Raw genomic sequence first — 17,803 nt, forward strand, 5'->3', positions numbered from 1 at the left:
GTTTCGGTGTGGGGAGTTAAATGGATCTGCTGCTTGAAAACATCGGCCATAACTATGGCCCGGTTGAAGTCCTCAAGGACCTGTCGTTGCGGATACCAAACGGACAGATTGTCTGCGTGATAGGACCTTCGGGCTGCGGGAAATCGACATTGCTGCGTTTCCTGGGTGGACTTGAGCGTCCCACCGCCGGCAAGGTGCTGGCAGTTGGAACGCCGCCGTCAGACTCGCTCAATCCGCTCACTTATGTCTTTCAGCATTTTGCCTTGCTGCCCTGGCGCAGCGTCGAAGGCAACATCCGACTGGTGCTTGAGGATCACCCGATCAGTCGCGCGGAAACCGAGCAGATCATCAGCAATGTGCTCAAACGGACCCGGCTCGTCGACTTCCGCAAGGCTCTACCCAAGCAGCTCTCGGGCGGGATGCGTCAGCGCGTGGCGATTGCCCGCGCTCTGGCGGTACGGCCGGCGGTGATGCTGATGGATGAGCCCCTGTCGGCCCTTGACAGTCAGACACGCGAATTGCTGATGGACGATCTGGTCACATTGTGGAGCCGACAACCTTTCACATCCGTCTATGTCACCCACAATCTCAATGAAGCGGTTCGGCTCGGTCATCGCGTGGTTGTGCTGTCGCGGCGCCCGGGAACAATCCGTGAGATCGTCGACATCGATATTCCATTGGGCGAGCGCCGGCCTGGCAATCCCGTGCTGGAAGAAAAGCAAAAGCAACTCTGGGAATTGATGCGGGCGGAGGCCGAGGCCGCAGATCAGGAGCTCATTCATGGTTGAAATCGCCCCGCTCAAGCAACAAGCACAGATCGTGCGTCCGGTGCCGTTTCGCGGGGGCGGCTTCGCACCCCGACCGGTTCGCCATGTCGCGCTCATTCTGTTCATTGCCCTCATCGCGCTGGCCGAAGTCGGAACACGTGTTGGTTTTATTTCCAATCTGACGCTGCCCCGCCCTTCCGCCGTCCTCGAAACATTTGTCCAGCTCTGGCAGACGGGTCTGTTATGGCAGCATCTGTTGCCATCGCTGCGCCGCCTCCTTGTGGGCGCCAGCCTTGGCATTGCAGCCGGCGTCAGCCTTGGTGTGATGATCGGTCTGTTCAGCCATGTGCGCGCCGGTCTGGTACCGCTCGTTGCCGCCTTGTTTCCGATCCCGAAAATCGCGCTGCTGCCGCTGTTTGTCATTTGGTTCGGCATTGACGAGATGTCAAAATATATGCTCATCGCCTTCGGAACATTCACCCCGACGGTCGTTGCAACCTATGGTGCGGTCGACAATGTCGATCGCTCCCTTATCCGTATGGGCCAGAGCTTCGGCCTGGGCTGGTGGTCGATCGTCCGCAAGATCGTGCTGCCCGGCGCCTTCCCTGCCATCCTGTCAGGTTTGCGGGTGTCGATCTCCATCGCCATCATCCTTCTGGTCGCCGCTGAAATGCTGGGCGCGCAGTTCGGCATCGGTTCCTACATTCTGGAAGCCGGATCGCTCTATGATCTCGAAAAGCTGTTTGCCGGTGTAACCATCCTCTCGCTGCTGGGTCTGATCGTCAACGCCATCATCACACAGATCGAAAGACATTTCCTGAACTGGCGTGGTTGATCTTTCGATCATGCCTGCCTTCAGCCCGCCTCGGAAAGCCCGCTTCAGAAGGAAGTGACGACAGGCGAGCTAAGTCAAAATCTGCCGCACCCCGCAGACCTCGTTGCAAGAAGGCCTGTGGGGTTCGATCCCTCATGCGACATTGAGCACCGTTTCCGCTGCATAGGCCTGATAACCGAGGGCTTCCGCCACCGGTCCGTTGGTAATCCGCCCCCGATGGACATTCAGCCCATTGCGCAAATGCCTGTCCTCGGCAAGCGCACGCAACCCCCGGTCAGCGAGCGCAAGCCCGTGACGCAGCGTGGCATTGTTAAGCGCATGGGCTGCAGTAACCGGCACGGCACCGGGCATATTGGCCACACAATAATGCAGAATTCCCTCCACCAGATAGGTCGGGTCAGAATGCGTGGTCGGCCGGGAGGTTTCAAAACAACCGCCCTGATCAATCGCCACATCGACGATGACCGCGCCAGTTTTCATGCCCGACAACATGTCATGGCTGACCAGTTTGGGGGCGGCTGCGCCCGGTATCAGCACGGCGCCGATCACCAGATCCGCCGCAAAGACCTCATCCTCAATCGCCTGCAGACTGGCATAACGCGTATGCACACGTCCCGCCAGCAAATCATCGAGCTGGCGCAGACGCGGCAGAGAACGGTCGAGAATGGTGACATCGGACCCGAGTCCGACGGCCATCCGGGCCGCATGCAATCCGACCACCCCGCCGCCGATGATGGTGGTCTTGGCTGGCAGCACGCCCGGCACGCCACCCAGCAGGATGCCGCGTCCACCATTGGCTTTCTGTAACGCAGTCGCGCCCGCTTGAATGGACAGTCGGCCGGCCACTTCCGACATCGGCGCCAGCAGGGGCAAACCACCACGATCATCGGTCACCGTTTCATAGGCGATGGCTGTCACACCCGATGAAAGCAAACCCTTGGTCTGCTCTTTATCAGGAGCCAGGTGCAGATAGGTGTAAAGGATCTGGCCCTCGCGCAGTTGTTCCCATTCTTCGGGCTGCGGCTCTTTCACCTTCACGATCATGTCGCATTTTGAGAAGATTTCCTGCGATGACGCGACGATCCGCGCGCCGGCTGCACTGTAATTGGCGTCATCGGCGCCGATGCCGGCTCCGGCGCTGGTTTCCACCTGGACATCATGGCCATGGGCCACGTAGTCACGCACTGCATCGGGGGTCAGCCCAACACGATATTCATGGTTCTTGATTTCCTTCGGGCAACCGACACGCATAGACGTTCCTCTCTGTTCGCCCACGTTCTGTGGCTCATTATCCATTCTGAAATCAAACCATCTCCAGCACGCAATGTCCTTGCAAAGAGGATTTGCAACCATCGGTATTCTGGTGGATTATTGCGTACCCAGCCCTTTGTTTCGAAGGTTCTTCGAATGAGCACTCTTGATCCGATTGATCTTGCAATCCTCAGGACCTTGCAGGCCAATGCCCGTATCACCAATGCGGAGCTTGCAGAAAAAGTCGGTCTGTCGCCATCTGCTTGTTCGCGCCGGCTCGACAGTCTGGAAAAGAACCAGATCATTGCCGGCTATCACGCCCGCCTGTCACCCAAAGCTCTGGATTATCGGATGATCGCGATTGTCCATATTTCCTTGTCGGGCCAGTTTACCAAAACCCTCGCCGAGTTCGAGGCCGCAGTCAAACGGTGCCCCAATGTGCTGGTCTGCTATCTGATGTCGGGGGAATATGATTAAATCCTGCGGGTCGCAGCAAAAGATCTCGAAGACTACGAACGCATTCACCGCGACTGGCTGTCCGCGCTGCCGCATGTGGTCAAGATCAATTCAAGCTTCGCTTTGCGGGAGATCGTCGACCGGCCCTATGTCGGACCTCATCAGACTTAAGAGCGTCATAGGGCAAGAAAGAGCCCGGCGCGGGCGACGGGCTCTCCCGAGACAACTTACTTTTTGTCGTTTGACTGGCTGGATTTGCCCGTCTGGCCACTGCCAGACTTCTTCTCTTCATTCTTATGGCTCTGCTCGCCAGCCTTGACATGCTGTTCGTGGCTTCCGCCTTGCTTGCCAGAGGCCTGTTTCTTGTTGTCCTGCTGATTGTTCGCCATGGTCATTCCTCCACATGTACCGGAATGGTACGGCGTCCTAACCGGGGCGATCAGAAAAAGTTTCACCCGCAACGCCTGAATGTCATGCAACGTACCAAACGAACTCTGAGCAGCTTCGCGCCGCGTTGTCGCCGGTCTTCAGCCTTGTCCGCAGGCTGGAGATCAGGGCTTCTCGCCAAGCATTTGCAAAGCCTCCCGATAGCCTCTGCTGCGCTCCGCGTCATCGCGGTGAAGACGCAGATTATCCAGCAAATCGGCGATCTTGACCGGCCGGGCAATTGGATTAGAGCAGGCACGCTTCACAAAGACCAGATGGTCTTCATCATCGCGACGCGTGATGGCATTGAGCGCTAAGACAATATCGTCATCAAAGCCAAAGGAATAAATATCATTCAGTGATGTCGCCGTATGCTCAATCATATCATGCATGACAGCAAGTATCTGTGTTTCCCTTGTGGTCTGCGCCATCATCACCCGCAAGGCATGCAGGATATAGGGATCCCCGTTGCAATCCTTCTGATCCATATGGGCGGCTGCGGCAACCGCGATCGCTGTTTCCAGATTACTCAATTGTCTCTCCTGCCCGACCGCTTGTTGGGGTGGCACTGCTTGCTGCGGCCGATAACACAATCCTCAGCAAAGATAAATTTGCCAAAGCGAGCGGCACAAAAACCGACTGTTTCAAACATTCCGTGACTCCTGCTCAAAAAAGCGTATAGTCGTCGCATCGTCACCAATACGAATATGTAGGCGGTGACGGCTAAGGGTTATTTGTGCTCTTGCCTGCTAGCAAGGAGGAGCACGGATGGTACTCCCCAATCATGCATGCAGCCATCTCGAAGATGATTTGCTCGACAATTCCCTAATCGATAATGATCTGCGCTTGATGCTTGGCCGGCGAGCCGAACATTATTCACCCGGGCGTCGCATGCAAAATCGCATTGTCGAAGCAACGATCGCGCGGCTGATCGACTCTCCCCAACAATTATCGGAAGGTGACCCCGACCGGGTGCTGTTTGCCGTGCTGCATCAGGTTGCTGTCGATCTTCTGCAGATGCCGATACCATTGTTGGGCTTTCCAGAGGACGCGGCTGAGGCTGCGGAATGAATCTGCGTTAGAACCCTCAGCCATGGTGCCCGCGCGAAGCTTGCAATTGATCAAAGGTTGTTCGGAATAAACCAAAGTCCGACATGACCCACCAACGGCTTAATGGTAGAAAACTCCCCTCAACCCAGGGGGGAAGAAATGGGACACGATGCTGATCTGCACAAATCAGAAATTTTGAACGCATTGCTGGCGGAAGCAAAAGATGCAACTGCGGCCCGCAATGGATTTCCACGCGCAAACTGGCTCGACCGGATGCCGGCGAGTTATTTTTCTGCATTGGCGGGTTGTTGTATCCTCGCTACACTGTTTCTCATCACCACACTTGTTTGACAGCCGGCTCGCACTTTTTTGGTGACCACAACATAGGCACTCAGCCAGGTTTGATCCCTTCTGATCTCGCAGTGGTGGCTGCACGACATCCCCATGGGGACGCGCGACGCTTGAGCGCCCGATGCACACACGCCAACCGCGCGCGCCGATGCCTACACCCGCTCAGCAACAGGATGGCGTAACAAACGGGACCAATAATTTCCCAAAACTGATTTGCACTCTCGGCACCCCAGCCCCTTTTCATCGCGCCATCGTCGATCATGGCCTGCGCAATCCCATGACCTGCAACTATTCATCCACCATTATCGGTGATAATGCAGCCAGCAGCGCAGCAAAGGAATAACAGGTCGATGGGCATTTTCGCGGGTGGCAAAACAACTGTTCTGGTTGTCGAAGATGAAGCACTGTTGCGCCTTGTCGCCGTCGGCGAGCTCGAGGATGCCGGCATGGCAACCTTGGAAGCGGAGAATGGCAGCCAGGCGCTGGAGATCCTGGGTTGCAATCGCAGCATTGATGTCGTCTTCACCGATATCGATATGCCCGGTGCCATCAATGGCATTGAGCTGGCCAATATCGTCCGCGAAACCTATCCGCATATACGGGTGATTGTCGTTTCTGGTCTTAGCAACATCGAAAATACCACACTGCACAAGGCTATTCCCTTTTATTCCAAACCCTATGACATGGCGCGCATTATTGAGCAGATGCAGGCGATTGATCGGATTGCCCGACCTCAAGACCAGACCCAATCCGACATCTGAACCGCATGGCTCGCTTTTCGAGGATGGACCGCTCGGACCGACACTTTCCGCGATGCGAAGATGCCGCTATAGCAAGACAATACTGGCAGAGGCGGGGGGAAATGGCTCACACAATCATTGCCCAAGGCAAAGTCATTCGGCTGTTCATCGCCGCAATCATAGCGATTATCCTTGCTCTCTTGCCGGTCTCGCAAGGCAGGACGCAAGACCTGCCTCCCTATCAAACCCTGGAGGTTCGCAGGCTGTGTGCGCCCACCCAGATCAGCCGGACGCCCGGCCAGAGGGCCAACCAGACAGGTCACATTCTGCTGAATTCTGGCGGTGAGGTCAGACTGGTCGACATCACATTTGGCCCCGATCGTCGGCCTTATTTCGCGGTCGACTATGCAACAGGCAAAGGCCTCGAGCGCGCAAAAGGCTTTGTCCCGATCGAAAACGCCTCCAACTTCTGTGGATTTTCACAGCGCGCGGAAAATGGTCAGCCCTTTGTTTCCCCGCCCAACACCTGCCATCTCATCGCCGCTGTAGCCCTCTCACTCGCCGCTTTGAACAGCCAGGCGCGGGCGCTAGCGGCCTTCCGCCCATCAATGGCGGCGTACCTCCAGTCCGACGGTCATTATGCGCTGTCGCTGGGCCTGCTGAATATCAAAGCCAGTAGCAGCATTCTCGCGCGCGCAACACGGCTGCCAGAAAACAGTCATTGCTCGACCGGCAACGCATTCATCGCTTCGCTGGTAAAGACCGGCAGCGCATTCTCGCAACCTGAAACAGCGGGTTATGCCTCCACAGAAGAACGGCTTGCCGCCGCAGGCGCGCTGCTGCAGGCTGCGGCTCAGACGCAAGACAGCAATGGCCTCAGGAAAGCCTGCCATCTGGGACTGGGCTCGGCTTGCAGTCTTTACGCGCAGGCGATCTATGACGCGGCGGATCCCGACGGGGACCTGCCTGCAACCGTGACCCATTATGCCTTGCTTGGCTGCATGAGCGGCGATGTTCTGGGCTGCAAGCTGGCGATCAATCGTTCCGAGAACACGCTGGAAAATGCCCAGTTTCGCGCAATCGAAGGTGGCACCGGCGATGCCAACGATCTTGTCACCCCGGAACTCGCCAAGCCAGGCTGTGATGCAGGTGACGCTGTGAGTTGCGTTTTACTGGCACGTGGAACCGCAAGCACCACCACCGCAACAGCTGTCGAGGCAAGCTCCAATTTTGCCGCCCTCTATACAGCCTGCGGTGCCGGCATTGCCTTTGTCTGTCGTGATCTTCCCGACAGTTTTGATCCGGTCATAAGCGCGCGTGGCCAGGCAGTATCCGCAACACCGGACGAAAATTATGCGCTGGCTGCCCTTCTCGAGGAAAGCTGCGAACCGGGCCCCGCACGAGCCAACCATATCCATTGCAAACCTGCCTATTACAAATATCGTGACTTTCTGCAGGACACGGAGCCAGATCGCCTCGAAAAGCCCCGTCTGACAAAGGCCAAAGCCCTGCTCGAGCGCGGCTGCGCTGACGGCGATCCATCGGCCTGTATCGCACAAACACGGCTTGCGGCGCACTGGGCCTTGGATGCCCGCAATCACAGCGCAGCCCGCGCGATCGCTCTTTGCGCAGAGCAGACTGAGAAGGATAGTGCCTGCACCGGGCTGGGGTCGGCGCTCGATCCCGGCCTTGCTGCGGCAGCGCCGGCACAAAATGACAGCTATCAGGCTCTTTCCAACAGCTGTCGCACCGATACATCCGCCAGCGGACCGCAGGCCTGCGCGGCAGCCGTCGCTGCCGCTCTCGCTTCCAAAGACATCAAGCGACCACAACTTGAAGCCATGCTCGACAGTGCTTGCGGCGATGAAACAATCAATGGATGTCAGGCATTGGCCTCATTGCTGTTCGCCAATACCAAGGAGCAATCGCCGCCCCCGATCAAAGCCGACAACGATGCCAGGGCGTTGGCGGCCCTTGAAAAAGGCTGTCGTTTCGACAATGCGCCAGCAAGCACCTGTCTGTCGCTGGCGCGACTGCATGGCGACGCCGGTGAAATTGCTGCAGCGATGAACCTGTTTGAAAAAGGCTGCGCCGCTCCGATCGCGCAGAGCAGCAATAGGCCGGAAACCGTCAGCCTCTGCTACGAGGCCGCAAAATTCGCGTTGCAACACAAGACGCATTATCCGGCAGCGCTGCAATGGGCGGACTTTGCCTGCAAGGCCGCCGATCCCGGGCTTTCGCCTTATGCCTGCAAACTGATCGGCAATATTTACGCTCTCGGCCTCGGCACCGCTGTCAACGCCCAGCAAGCAGCAATGGCCTACCAGAGCGGCTGTTTCCATCCTTTCGTCGCCACCACCGATGGCGAAGCCTGCATAAGATATGGCAATCTTCTGCTTGGAGCAAAGCCCCCGATCGTGCTGGCCGGTGAAGCCTATGCTGGCGATCAAACCCCGGCCAGCTTGATTACCGAAGCCTCACGCGCATACGACATGGGCTGTATGGACAATATAGAGCAGGCCTGTCAGCTTAACCGGACATTGCTCGAAGACTGGAGCAGGGGCCGCTATCCCCATGACCGCACCACCTGCAGCGTTAAGGATGATGCCGGAACAACCCGATCTGAAAAAACCTGCCGCAGGTTTTCCTTCTATCAGGCGGCAGCCGAACGCAAACCAGGCCGTCGTCAGCTTCGTCTTAACGTCCATGTCTGGCCTGATGGCGATAAAACCGTGATCTATCAGGACAATGGCCGTTGGCGTCTCAATGAAGTGATCACCGATGGTCCCCAGCGCAAATCCGACATGACGTGCTGGCGCAACCCGATCTCAAAACGCAGTTTTTGCGCAAAGCCCTTATGACGCGCGTGCCTCGCGACCGGCTGCCCCTGTCAGGCGGCCCCTGTCAGCCTGCCCCTGTCAGCCTGCCCATGTCAGGAGAATGTCAGGCGAATGTCAGGCGAATGTCAGCAGAAACCAACCCGGTCGAAGAAGGTGATTGACGAACAAAACGAGAACTTCTAATCTTGGTTCATGGCTTCCATGACCCTGCAAAGAAAACTTGAAATCCTGTCGGATGCGGCAAAATACGACGCATCCTGTGCTTCCAGTGGTGGCGAAAAGCGCAATGCCCTGAAAGGGGGCCTGGGATCCTCCGGGGGCTCGGGGATTTGTCATGCCTATGCGCCCGATGGGCGCTGCATTTCTCTTCTCAAAATCCTGATGACCAATTTTTGCATGTTCGATTGCGCCTATTGCGTCAACCGGGTTTCCAGCAATGTCGAACGCGCGCGCTTTTCCGTTGACGAGATTGTCACCCTGACCCTCGAATTTTATCGCAGGAACTATATTGAAGGCCTGTTTCTGTCGTCGGGGATTATCCGATCACCCGATCAGACAATGGCGGACATGGCGCTGATCGCCCGCAAATTGCGGACCTTGCACGGTTTCAAGGGTTATATCCATCTCAAGACAATTCCGGATGCGGCCCCTGAGCTCATTCGGGAGGCCGGGCTTTATGCAGACCGACTCTCAATCAATGTCGAATTGCCACAGGACCAAAGCGTACGGCAACTCGCCCCTGAAAAGCGCCCGGAAACCATCCGCGCCACCATGGCTCAGGTCCGGCTTGAAGGCGAGGCAGCTTCTGACAAGACCATCACAGGGCGCAAGCCGCCAAAATTTGCGCCTGCCGGGCAAAGCACCCAGATGATTATTGGCGCCGATAGCTCCAATGATACCACTATCCTCAATACCGCCGTCCGGCTCTATACCGGCTACAAGCTGCGCCGGGTCTATTATTCCGCCTTCAGTCCGATCCCCGATGCAACCAAGGCATTGCCCTTGATCAGGCCACCGCTTGAACGCGAACATCGTCTTTATCAGGCAGACTGGTTGATGCGGTTTTATGGCTATGAGGCCTCGGAAATAACCGCAGGCACCCACGACGGATTTCTCGATCTGGATATCGATCCCAAACTTGCCTGGGCACTGCAGAATCGCGGCCATTTTCCGGTTGATATCAATAAGGGATCACGGGAAATGCTGCTGCGTGTTCCCGGTTTTGGCGTCCGAACCGTCGATCGCATCATCAGCGCGCGTCGGCTGCAGCCGTTGCGGATCGGCGATCTCGTGCGCATCGGTGCACTGACACGCAAGGCCAAACCATTCATCACCGTCACCGACTGGACCCCCGGATTGGTGCTCGACAGTGCGAATTTGCGACAGCGTTTCATGCCCGCGCCCAAACAGTTGAGTTTGCTCTGACAGGAAAAGATTGAAAGCGGCTGCATGTCTTTTTGTGCCACTATTGACGAGATCGGAACGGTCAACAGCTGGCGTCAGGCGGCGCGGCGCGCCATGTCGCATCGTATCCCGCCGGAGAGCATGAACTGGAATCCCGCTGATGGCCTGTTTGATGGCGATGGTTTGCCGCAAAGTGAGGGACCGCATGCGACCCTTGCCTCCAAGGCCTTCCTTGAAACCATGCGCAGCGTGATATGGCATGCCGACGCCGAACGATTTCATCTGCTCTATCAAGCCTTGTGGCGTCTGGTGCAACGCGACGGCGATCCGCTGTCTCCGGTAGATCCCCTCGGTTACCGTCTGATCCGGATGAGCAAGAATGTAAGGCGGGATCTACACAAGATGCATGCATTCCTGCGCTTCCGCGAAATCAGCGCAACAACGCAACGCCGGCGTTTCATCGCCTGGTTCGAACCCGACCACAATATCGTCGAACCAGCCTCAACATTTTTCGTGGCACGCTTCTCCGACATGGACTGGACGATCCTGACCCCAAAACGCAGCGCTGTGTTTGAAAATGGCGTGCTGGAATTTCGGGCCGGTGCCGCAAGACCCAATCTGGCGCCGGATGACAGCGAGGCGCTTTGGAACGCCTATTTCAGCAATATTTTCAATCCAGCCCGAACCAATATACGCGCCATGCTATCGGAAATGCCGAAAAAATACTGGCGTAACATGCCCGAAACGAGCCTGATCCCGGCCATGCTGAAGGACGCGGAGGCGCGCACCACCAAAATGCGCGAGGCGCAGGCCACCCCTCCACGAAAAGGCTCCGAGCTGATCACGCAACGCTATCGCGACCAGTTCCCGGCCGTTGCAGCCGCCGCAGACACAATCGACGACCTGAGCCGCGCGATCCGCACTTGTCAGCGCTGCAGCCTTTGCGAACAGGCCAGCCAGGCTGTCTGTGGATCTGGAAGCCAGAACGCCGCAATAATGATTGTTGGCGAGCAACCCGGAGACCATGAGGATTTAAGCGGCCTGCCTTTCGTTGGACCAGCTGGCCAGATCCTGCGTCGGCTGATGCAGCGAGCCGATATCGCTGACAATAGCGTGTTCCTGACCAATGCGGTCAAGCATTTCAAATTCACACCGCGCGGGAAAAGACGCCTGCACCAAACGCCAAATCGCGATGAGATCAATCATTGCCGATGGTGGCTTACCCAGGAAATAGCGCTGGTAAAACCCAGGCTTATTGTGGCACTCGGTGCATCGGCGGCTTTTGCTGTAAGCGGCACCGCGCGCCCGATCTCCCAGCGGCGCGGAACCGTGGAACAGTTGCAGGATGAAACCCGTATCCTTTTCTCATGGCATCCCTCCTATATTCTGCGGTTGCCTGATCCGATACACCAGCAGCGCGCGGAAGGCGAATTGCTCGACGACCTGGGTCAGGCCAGAGACCTTATCGCAGCATTGGGCAGCGCTGGCTGACGTGCCACAATTGATCGATGACCACAGGGCCGGCAATCCCATAGCCATCGCAATCAGATCTGCATCCGCATCAATGATTTCAAACAGCCCGAAGCGAAACTGGTAGCCCCAGTTGGACTTTGAACGCGTGAAGGAAAGCGCGTTGAGCATGGGTCTGATCAGTGCCTGTAGTGCCGGCAACCAATTCACATCGCGCCGCCATGGATTAAAGCCGGGTGCCATCTCGACCTGGTAGGGCTGATGATCACGAAGATGGCCGATCGTCGTAAATGCCTGCAGGCTGTCATTGCCACCGAGACTTGGCTTTGGTGAATAGGTGAAGACGCGATCACCACAGCGACGCCGGCGTAACGGTGCCGCCTTCCCGTCACCCGGGCTGGTGGGGGCGGCTGGGGTTTCAAGTTGAGTGTGCTGACGAGGTCGACAGACTGCATGTCGGCATCCTCTTCCCCAACTTCTCCGTCTGTCACCCGTGCTCTCGGCGATCATAGCCTGATCGCTGCCAGCAGCGATCGATGTAAGGGTCCCAAACAAACAACGCAATCCCAACTATCACCTCCCATTTACGTGGATATCTTTCCGAGAAGCCGCATATTTAGAAGCGTCCCCGGGAACAGATTGCCCGCCACCGGGTTATACCCACTCAGAAAACAAGGAGGATTTGAGATGGATCACAGCAAACATATTAGACTAACAGCGCCGGAACTGAATTCGGACACGCTCGATGGCGCCACCGTCTATGGTATCGATGACCACAAGATCGGAACCGTCGACCACCTCCATGGCATGGGGCCCAATGCGCAGGTCATCATTGACGTTGGCGGGTTTCTGGGCATTGGCGCAAAACCGGTCTCGGTTCCACTCAGCGGCTTTGATTTCATGCGCGATGATGACGGCAATGTTCATGCGGTGACGTCCTGGACCAAGGATCAGCTTAAAGAGCTGCCTGAACATCGCGACTAGCTTTCTCCTGCGGCTTGCTGGCGCTGACGCGCCTGCAGCTGTCCGCTGCAGCCTTGTGATGGCCGTTGTGCCCGGCGTGTGGTGGTTGTGTCAAAGGAATGGTGGCAATGCGCCCCGAGTCAGGACCGTCTAAGCCGTTCAGGTGTAACGCAAATCACTGGTGCAGTGCCAACAACCGGCACTGCGCCCAAATAAACCATGAGGATAGTTATGACTGAAATCACCGATGCCAATATCGTCATTCTCGCAGCAGATGGATACGAACGCTCGGAGCTTCGTGTCCCCTTGGAAAAACTGCGCGAACGGGGGGCCACGGTGAAGATCGCCTCTCCCAAAAGTGGAAGAATCAAAAGTTGGGACGACGGCGACTGGGGTGACAGCGTTGATGTCGACCTCACGCTGCAGGAGATTGCACTCGATGACACCCATGCGCTGGTTCTGCCGGGTGGGCAAATCAACCCCGACAAATTACGCGCCGATGAAGATGCGATAGGCGTGGTACGCGCATTCCTGAAATCGGGTAAAATCGTCGCGGCAATCTGCCATGCACCCTGGTTGCTGATCGAAGCGGACGCCGTCAGGGGCCGCAAGGTAACCTCCTATGGTTCGATCAAAACCGACCTGAAAAACGCCGGCGGCCACTGGGTCGATGAAGCAGTCATTGCTGATCAGGGCATTATAACCTCGCGATCGCCCGATGATCTTGACGCTTTCGTCGACAAGATTGTCGAGGAGATCGCGGAAGGCCGTCATCCCCGTTAAACTGCATTCCCAAATCAGGACCGCCAGTTGCGCTGGCGGTCATTATCTTAAGCCGAAGCCAAGAGGACCGCATGCGAAGCAAACTTTTGTCCAATGACAGCGAGCGCGTCTTCATATTGGTGGTTGAACCAGGCGAGGAAGCTTTCGAGACAATTCGCCATTTTGCCATCAAACATGACATCAACGCCGCATCGGTTTCGGCGATCGGCGCGTTTCAGGAAACAATGCTCGCTTTCTTTGATCTCCAAGCCCGGCGCTACCAGGATATTCCTGTGACCGTGCAAAGCGAGGTCTTAAGCCTGATCGGTGATATCACATTGAACGAACAAGGTGAGCCGCACCCCCATCTTCACGCGGTGCTGGGCTTGTCCGACGGACAGACACGTGGCGGGCATTTCGTCAAAGGCTATGTGAAGCCAACCCTGGAAGTCATTATTCGAGAAACACCCGCATCACTCAAACGCAGCTATAATCCAGATTTTGGCATCGCATTGATTGATATCGATCTTTCAGACAGGACTAACGAGTAGCAGATGGCGCTGGCTAAGCCGGCGGTCTCCGGTGTCCTTTAAGGAAGAACACGTGCTGCACGATACCACAGAACGCAGGCTTTAGCCCGCGCAAGCCTTGTTCGTTCCCGTTAAAACTTCTCCTCGATCATCCTCACTGAGCCGCACCTGCGGGCACGATTGCGGACAACGGATTGGAGTATCGGTCGCCGAGCCCAAGTCTCATCTGCTCAAATGGAGGCAGCGCGTTTCAATCACGCATTAATACCGATGTAGGTCGCAAAATCTGGTTCAGAGAAAGCTGCATTTTCACCGAACAAATCGAGTTGCGATCAGCTCGTGTGGCTGGGTTGATGATTCATTTTCTGACGGAGTGATTCTGCCGAAGGCCACTGATATCGCATTTGTTCCAATCCTATCATTTCCCCACCGGCTCCTGTCACGCTTATTTTCAATTACCGTACCACCGAGCTTTTCATAGAAAACTACAGCATTCGAATTCTCCGCGAATACCAGAAAATAACATGGCAAAAAGCATGGTTCGCCTCTCGCCATCGAAATCTTCAATTGCGTGACGAAGGAGCGCCTTCGCTACGGGGGAGCGTCCCTAATATTTTGGCGAGTCATATAGGTTAAGAAGGTAGGTGCCATGCTCCGTTCAATCACTCAGGCCAGCAAATCGCTTCTCCCAAATTTCCTTCCACCCTATCACGCCTCATCCGGTACTCTTCATCTACGGCGACGATCCGCACACCCTGCCGCTCTATGGCCGGCCTGCGGCCGCCTCTGTTTTTTCTTCGCCCAGGGGCCGGGGAAAATCTCAAGCAGAAAGATCATGAGCATCTACACTAAAAGCGCTCGCTTCGACCAGACCCATTCCCTGACGGGGGCGTAAATGCAGGCGCGGGCACCCTCGATTTTTGCAGACACCGCGCATGCGAGCCGCTCGCAACAGTTCACCCAATTCCCACCCTTGAAATAATACGCGGCCTCAAAAAGGAAGGCTTTGTCACGGACGGAGCAAAACAATCCGCAAGCCGCAGTTTAGACAAGGCCCATTCCACCACGCATCTCATTCGGTTGCGCGATGTTGAAGATGGCAACATCTATAATGTCGGTGACAATCTGTGCGAAATCCTGCTCAAAAATGCCAATGATGGCACAAGTCCCTGTGAGTTGATGGCCGGGCTCTATCGCATTCGTTGCATGAACTCGCTTGTCACTCAAACAGGCACCATCGACGCCATCCGGGTGAGACATTCCCACGACGCCACGCAAAAAAGTCATCGAGGGCAACTATCAGGTGCTCGAAGAGGCGGAGCGGACCCTCCTGGCACCGCAGCAATGGTCACAGCCCTTGCCCACTGCGCCCGCTTGTCCACAATGCGGGCGAAAGGCAGAATCCGATCAAACCGCAGCAATTGCTGCAGCCCGACGCAGCAGCGACCAGGCTATCCGGCTCAACAAGGCCCTCAGGGTGTTGGGTGAAAAAATGGCAAGGAATTCAAACTTGTGCCGAGGCGTTGATGGAAACAATTTCCAGTTCAAGCGCCCCTATCTCAACAACCTCGCCTACCGCCTTACCCATCAGGGCGATTGCAACCGGTGAACCATGCGACAACGTGTCCCGCGATGGATCAGCCTCATCTTCACCGACAATTTTGAAACTCAGCCTGCGACCATCCGAGCGCTGAAAGGTGACCACATGCCCAAAGCCAACAACATCAGAAGATGCGGAGGGCTTAACCAGCTCAGCCGTACGGATGCGCTCACTGTAATAGCGTACATCACGCAGCCAAACCGCTGACTGACGCCGTCTTTCATTGATATCCTCGAGCCGGTTTGCAGCGTCAAGCCTGCTTTGCGCCGATGCAAGCGCTTCGTGCAGCATTTCAAGCCCGCTCTCCGTCACCAGATTGATTCGACCAGAAATCGGTCGCGGCGGCAAAATTGTCTCCGCAGCAGCTTCCGCACTTTCTTCTTTGACAAAAGCGACGCTCAAACTGTCAGGCTCCCTGTCGATGTATTCTTGCAGAGATTAACGCATTAACGATTAAAAAGCTGCAGAAATTGTCACTGGAACATTAGACAGCGGTTTGTTTCTGCCAGCGCTTCGTGGCATTGCTCCGACATTTTGCCGAAAGGGTGCAACAGGCTGAGAAACCCGCACCCTGGAACAAATTGTGAGGCAAGTCCGTTTTCCTTGCAAATCCGGCGTTTTGCAACTGTGGGACCCGAGAGGCCGCAGACAATTATCACTGTCCACCATGATTGAGCAGGAGGATCTTGATGTTTCCATATGTCGATTACATGACCGCGCCATCGTCTGATAAACTCACCCGCGCGCAGCACGACGCCCTGCGGGCCATCGCCTTCTTCCGCCGTCAGAAAAAGATCGGCAGCGACTGGCTCGTTGGTGACAAACGACTGTCCCATCGCGTTATCGGACGGCTCGAACAGCTCGACCTCGTCGAGGAAAGTGTCATTCGAGGCGAGCCCATGCTGCAGCTTACCATTTTTGGTCAAGCAATGAAGGCCAAGCTGCTGCAGTAACCACTTCCCTGATAAGCCGGCCATATCTCGAATCTGTGCTCAAAGCCCTCAAGGCCGTGCCCGCTGTCACGGGCATCGCAGAAGGCGCGTAAGGCCAATGCGGACCCGACGCCGGCATTCTCTGAAACGCCCAAGCCGACAGGTTGACGCAACCCTCCAATCTTCTTCCAACAACCGCTGCGTGGGGCGACGTGGACCGCGCTTTGGGCCGGGTTCCCGAGCGCCTTCGACGGATAGTCCAGACCCGCTCTTTAAATCGCCCCTCTCTGTGTTTATCTGAAGCCATAAGCACATATCCTGATTAGACGGGGAACCACGGCAATGGCACAGCCTTCATGTCCAGACGAAGCTTTGGAAATTGAGATCCTGCCCCCCGAACCGCGCTCGGATGCAGCGGCCATTCTCTGCGATTGTTGCCGGCAGAAAAAGCCTGCTTTCTGTTTTGACGAGGACTGTTGCGGTGTTTGTATCGATTGCCTCGAAAGTTGATAATTTTCTGGCAAACAAACTGTAGCCAGCAATACCGCGTGCTTGGCGGCCTGTCATGCACCCATCAGGCATCATTGCCCACACACCCCAATCAATTTTCCTGCAAGATGTTGAGCTAAACCCGTCCGTCAGCGCGATGATAGTCTGGGGGCAGATTCAGGTTTGCATGGAAGTGCTTTCTTCCATTTAAATAGCTAGAAAGTCATATTTACATCAATCTCCGTGCCCGTTGACCGACCGATCGACAGGACGTCGATTGGCACCATGGCGCCAGTTCCGATATTCGCTATTGTCAGATGGCGGGCAAGGCCGGTCAACACATGGCGCAGGATATGTATGGAAGGGCTTGTTCCCAAGGGTCTCTTGTCAAACTGCAAGCCGGCAGTCTGATCGGCGCGTTGTTTCTTGAGAGCGTGATGCAACCCTTGTCTGGCCTAGCATAACGGAACGAAGCAACTCCCTGAACAAGGGCGACGTCTTTAAGGACGAACCATAGTGTGGCGGGAAACCATGCGCACTCCCTCGTTTTTCCTGCTCGACGCGCATTGCATTTTTGTCCTGCCGCGGTTCCTTTTTTGTATAAGGTCGTGGACATTCGCAGTGCTGCTCGCCACAGTTCTGTCTTTCGCTGCCATACCAATGTTTCCGTATCGCCCGGCAAGTGCTGTGCGGGAATTCAGATCGGCGCTTGCGGTCCTCTGCGCCAGCCCTTTGGCGACAACAGACTGCGTCCTGTGGTGGATTACGGCTTTGAGTATCGCATTGAGGGCAAAAAAGCGGCTGTTTGTTGCGGATGTCCGCCGTGTAAAGCTCCACGCTTTTGCAGGTTTTTTTCGGGTGCGCAGAGCTGGCAGGAACAAAAACTATCTTGCGCGGTTGTTTTCTCAGTGATCAGGTGCCTGAGGAGACCGCGGAG

General features: G+C 56.2%; 19 protein-coding genes and 2 pseudogenes. 16 read left to right on the forward strand and 5 right to left on the reverse strand.

What is annotated here, in order from left to right:
• The first annotated feature begins 20 nt into the window (after nt 1–20).
• Nucleotides 21–788 (forward strand): ABC transporter ATP-binding protein, encoded by a 768-nt coding sequence (locus tag RT142_RS11060; protein WP_313028627.1) that lies wholly within the window; start codon nt 21–23, stop codon nt 786–788.
• Nucleotides 781–1,602: an ABC transporter permease gene (locus RT142_RS11065; RefSeq protein WP_007881323.1), complete on the forward strand. Its 822-nt coding sequence runs from the start codon at nt 781–783 to the stop codon at nt 1,600–1,602. The genes RT142_RS11060 and RT142_RS11065 overlap by 8 nt, the downstream gene beginning before the upstream one ends.
• 132 nt (nt 1,603–1,734) lie before the next feature.
• Here RT142_RS11065 and ald read toward each other — a convergent pair whose 3' ends face one another.
• Complete coding sequence (gene ald / locus RT142_RS11070; protein ID WP_313028629.1) at nt 1,735–2,853, reverse strand: alanine dehydrogenase; 1,119 nt, start codon at nt 2,851–2,853, stop codon at nt 1,735–1,737.
• A gap of 156 nt (nt 2,854–3,009) precedes the next feature.
• Here ald and RT142_RS11075 point away from each other — a divergent pair.
• Nucleotides 3,010–3,480, forward strand: a pseudogene (locus RT142_RS11075) (Lrp/AsnC family transcriptional regulator).
• 56 nt (nt 3,481–3,536) lie between these two features.
• Here RT142_RS11075 and RT142_RS11080 read toward each other — a convergent pair.
• Entirely contained in the window at nt 3,537–3,698 is a 162-nt protein-coding gene (locus RT142_RS11080) for a hypothetical protein (protein ID WP_167659796.1), read from the reverse strand.
• Nucleotides 3,699–3,860: 162 nt separating this feature from the next.
• Nucleotides 3,861–4,268, reverse strand: a complete 408-nt coding sequence (locus tag RT142_RS11085) for a GTP pyrophosphokinase (protein WP_313028631.1) — start codon at nt 4,266–4,268, stop codon at nt 3,861–3,863.
• A 235-nt stretch (nt 4,269–4,503) separates the two neighbouring features.
• Between RT142_RS11085 and RT142_RS11090 the strand changes: the two genes are divergently transcribed.
• The 7 genes from RT142_RS11090 to RT142_RS11120 all read left to right on the forward strand — a co-directional run bounded on the left by RT142_RS11090 (nt 4,504) and on the right by RT142_RS11120 (nt 11,611).
• Nucleotides 4,504–4,806: a hypothetical protein gene (locus tag RT142_RS11090; RefSeq protein WP_313028633.1), complete on the forward strand. Its 303-nt coding sequence runs from the start codon at nt 4,504–4,506 to the stop codon at nt 4,804–4,806.
• A gap of 138 nt (nt 4,807–4,944) precedes the next feature.
• Nucleotides 4,945–5,136, forward strand: coding sequence for a hypothetical protein (locus RT142_RS11095; RefSeq protein WP_007881341.1), 192 nt, complete (start codon nt 4,945–4,947; stop codon nt 5,134–5,136).
• 121 nt (nt 5,137–5,257) lie between these two features.
• Nucleotides 5,258–5,479, forward strand: coding sequence for a hypothetical protein (locus tag RT142_RS11100; RefSeq protein ID WP_007881343.1), 222 nt, complete (start codon nt 5,258–5,260; stop codon nt 5,477–5,479).
• Between the two features lie 7 nt (nt 5,480–5,486).
• On the forward strand, nt 5,487–5,897 hold the full coding sequence (locus RT142_RS11105; RefSeq protein ID WP_007881345.1) for a response regulator: 411 nt from the start codon (nt 5,487–5,489) through the stop codon (nt 5,895–5,897).
• A 101-nt stretch (nt 5,898–5,998) separates the two neighbouring features.
• Nucleotides 5,999–8,737 (forward strand): hypothetical protein, encoded by a 2,739-nt coding sequence (locus RT142_RS11110; protein ID WP_313028635.1) that lies wholly within the window; start codon nt 5,999–6,001, stop codon nt 8,735–8,737.
• 180 nt (nt 8,738–8,917) lie between these two features.
• The gene (locus RT142_RS11115) at nt 8,918–10,141 is read left to right on the forward strand and encodes a putative DNA modification/repair radical SAM protein (protein ID WP_313028637.1); all 1,224 of its coding nucleotides are present in this window, start codon (nt 8,918–8,920) and stop codon (nt 10,139–10,141) included.
• Nucleotides 10,142–10,165: 24 nt separating this feature from the next.
• Nucleotides 10,166–11,611, forward strand: a complete 1,446-nt coding sequence (locus RT142_RS11120) for a UdgX family uracil-DNA binding protein (RefSeq protein ID WP_007881352.1) — start codon at nt 10,166–10,168, stop codon at nt 11,609–11,611.
• A 48-nt stretch (nt 11,612–11,659) separates the two neighbouring features.
• On the opposite strand, the pseudogene RT142_RS11125 reads toward RT142_RS11120, so the two are convergent.
• Nucleotides 11,660–12,100, reverse strand: a pseudogene (locus RT142_RS11125) (hypothetical protein); the annotation flags it as partial.
• A gap of 177 nt (nt 12,101–12,277) precedes the next feature.
• On the opposite strand from RT142_RS11125, the gene RT142_RS11130 reads away from it, so the two are divergent.
• From RT142_RS11130 to RT142_RS11145, 4 genes are all read left to right on the forward strand, one after another.
• Complete coding sequence (locus RT142_RS11130) at nt 12,278–12,574, forward strand: PRC-barrel domain-containing protein (protein WP_007881354.1); 297 nt, start codon at nt 12,278–12,280, stop codon at nt 12,572–12,574.
• A 210-nt stretch (nt 12,575–12,784) separates the two neighbouring features.
• Nucleotides 12,785–13,336 (forward strand): type 1 glutamine amidotransferase domain-containing protein, encoded by a 552-nt coding sequence (locus RT142_RS11135; RefSeq protein ID WP_313028641.1) that lies wholly within the window; start codon nt 12,785–12,787, stop codon nt 13,334–13,336.
• A 71-nt stretch (nt 13,337–13,407) separates the two neighbouring features.
• Complete coding sequence (locus RT142_RS11140; RefSeq protein WP_007881356.1) at nt 13,408–13,866, forward strand: PPC domain-containing DNA-binding protein; 459 nt, start codon at nt 13,408–13,410, stop codon at nt 13,864–13,866.
• A gap of 960 nt (nt 13,867–14,826) precedes the next feature.
• Nucleotides 14,827–15,333, forward strand: a complete 507-nt coding sequence (locus RT142_RS11145) for a DUF932 domain-containing protein (protein WP_313028713.1) — start codon at nt 14,827–14,829, stop codon at nt 15,331–15,333.
• 16 nt (nt 15,334–15,349) lie between these two features.
• Here the strand turns inward: RT142_RS11145 and greA are convergent, their stop codons facing one another.
• The gene (greA, locus tag RT142_RS11150) at nt 15,350–15,847 is read right to left on the reverse strand and encodes a transcription elongation factor GreA (protein WP_007881358.1); all 498 of its coding nucleotides are present in this window, start codon (nt 15,845–15,847) and stop codon (nt 15,350–15,352) included.
• A gap of 287 nt (nt 15,848–16,134) precedes the next feature.
• Between greA and RT142_RS11155 the strand changes: the two genes are divergently transcribed.
• Together RT142_RS11155 and RT142_RS24375 are read left to right on the forward strand one after the other, a co-directional pair.
• Nucleotides 16,135–16,398, forward strand: a complete 264-nt coding sequence (locus RT142_RS11155) for a hypothetical protein (protein WP_007881360.1) — start codon at nt 16,135–16,137, stop codon at nt 16,396–16,398.
• Between the two features lie 999 nt (nt 16,399–17,397).
• Nucleotides 17,398–17,778 carry a hypothetical protein gene (locus tag RT142_RS24375; RefSeq protein WP_409558579.1) on the forward strand — a complete coding sequence of 127 codons (381 nt, stop codon included), beginning with the start codon at nt 17,398–17,400 and terminating at the stop codon, nt 17,776–17,778.
• Nucleotides 17,779–17,803 lie beyond the last annotated feature (25 nt).

It is taken from the genome of Brucella sp. (assembly GCF_032066345.1).
Lineage (GTDB): Bacteria > Pseudomonadota > Alphaproteobacteria > Rhizobiales > Rhizobiaceae > Brucella > Brucella pseudogrignonensis.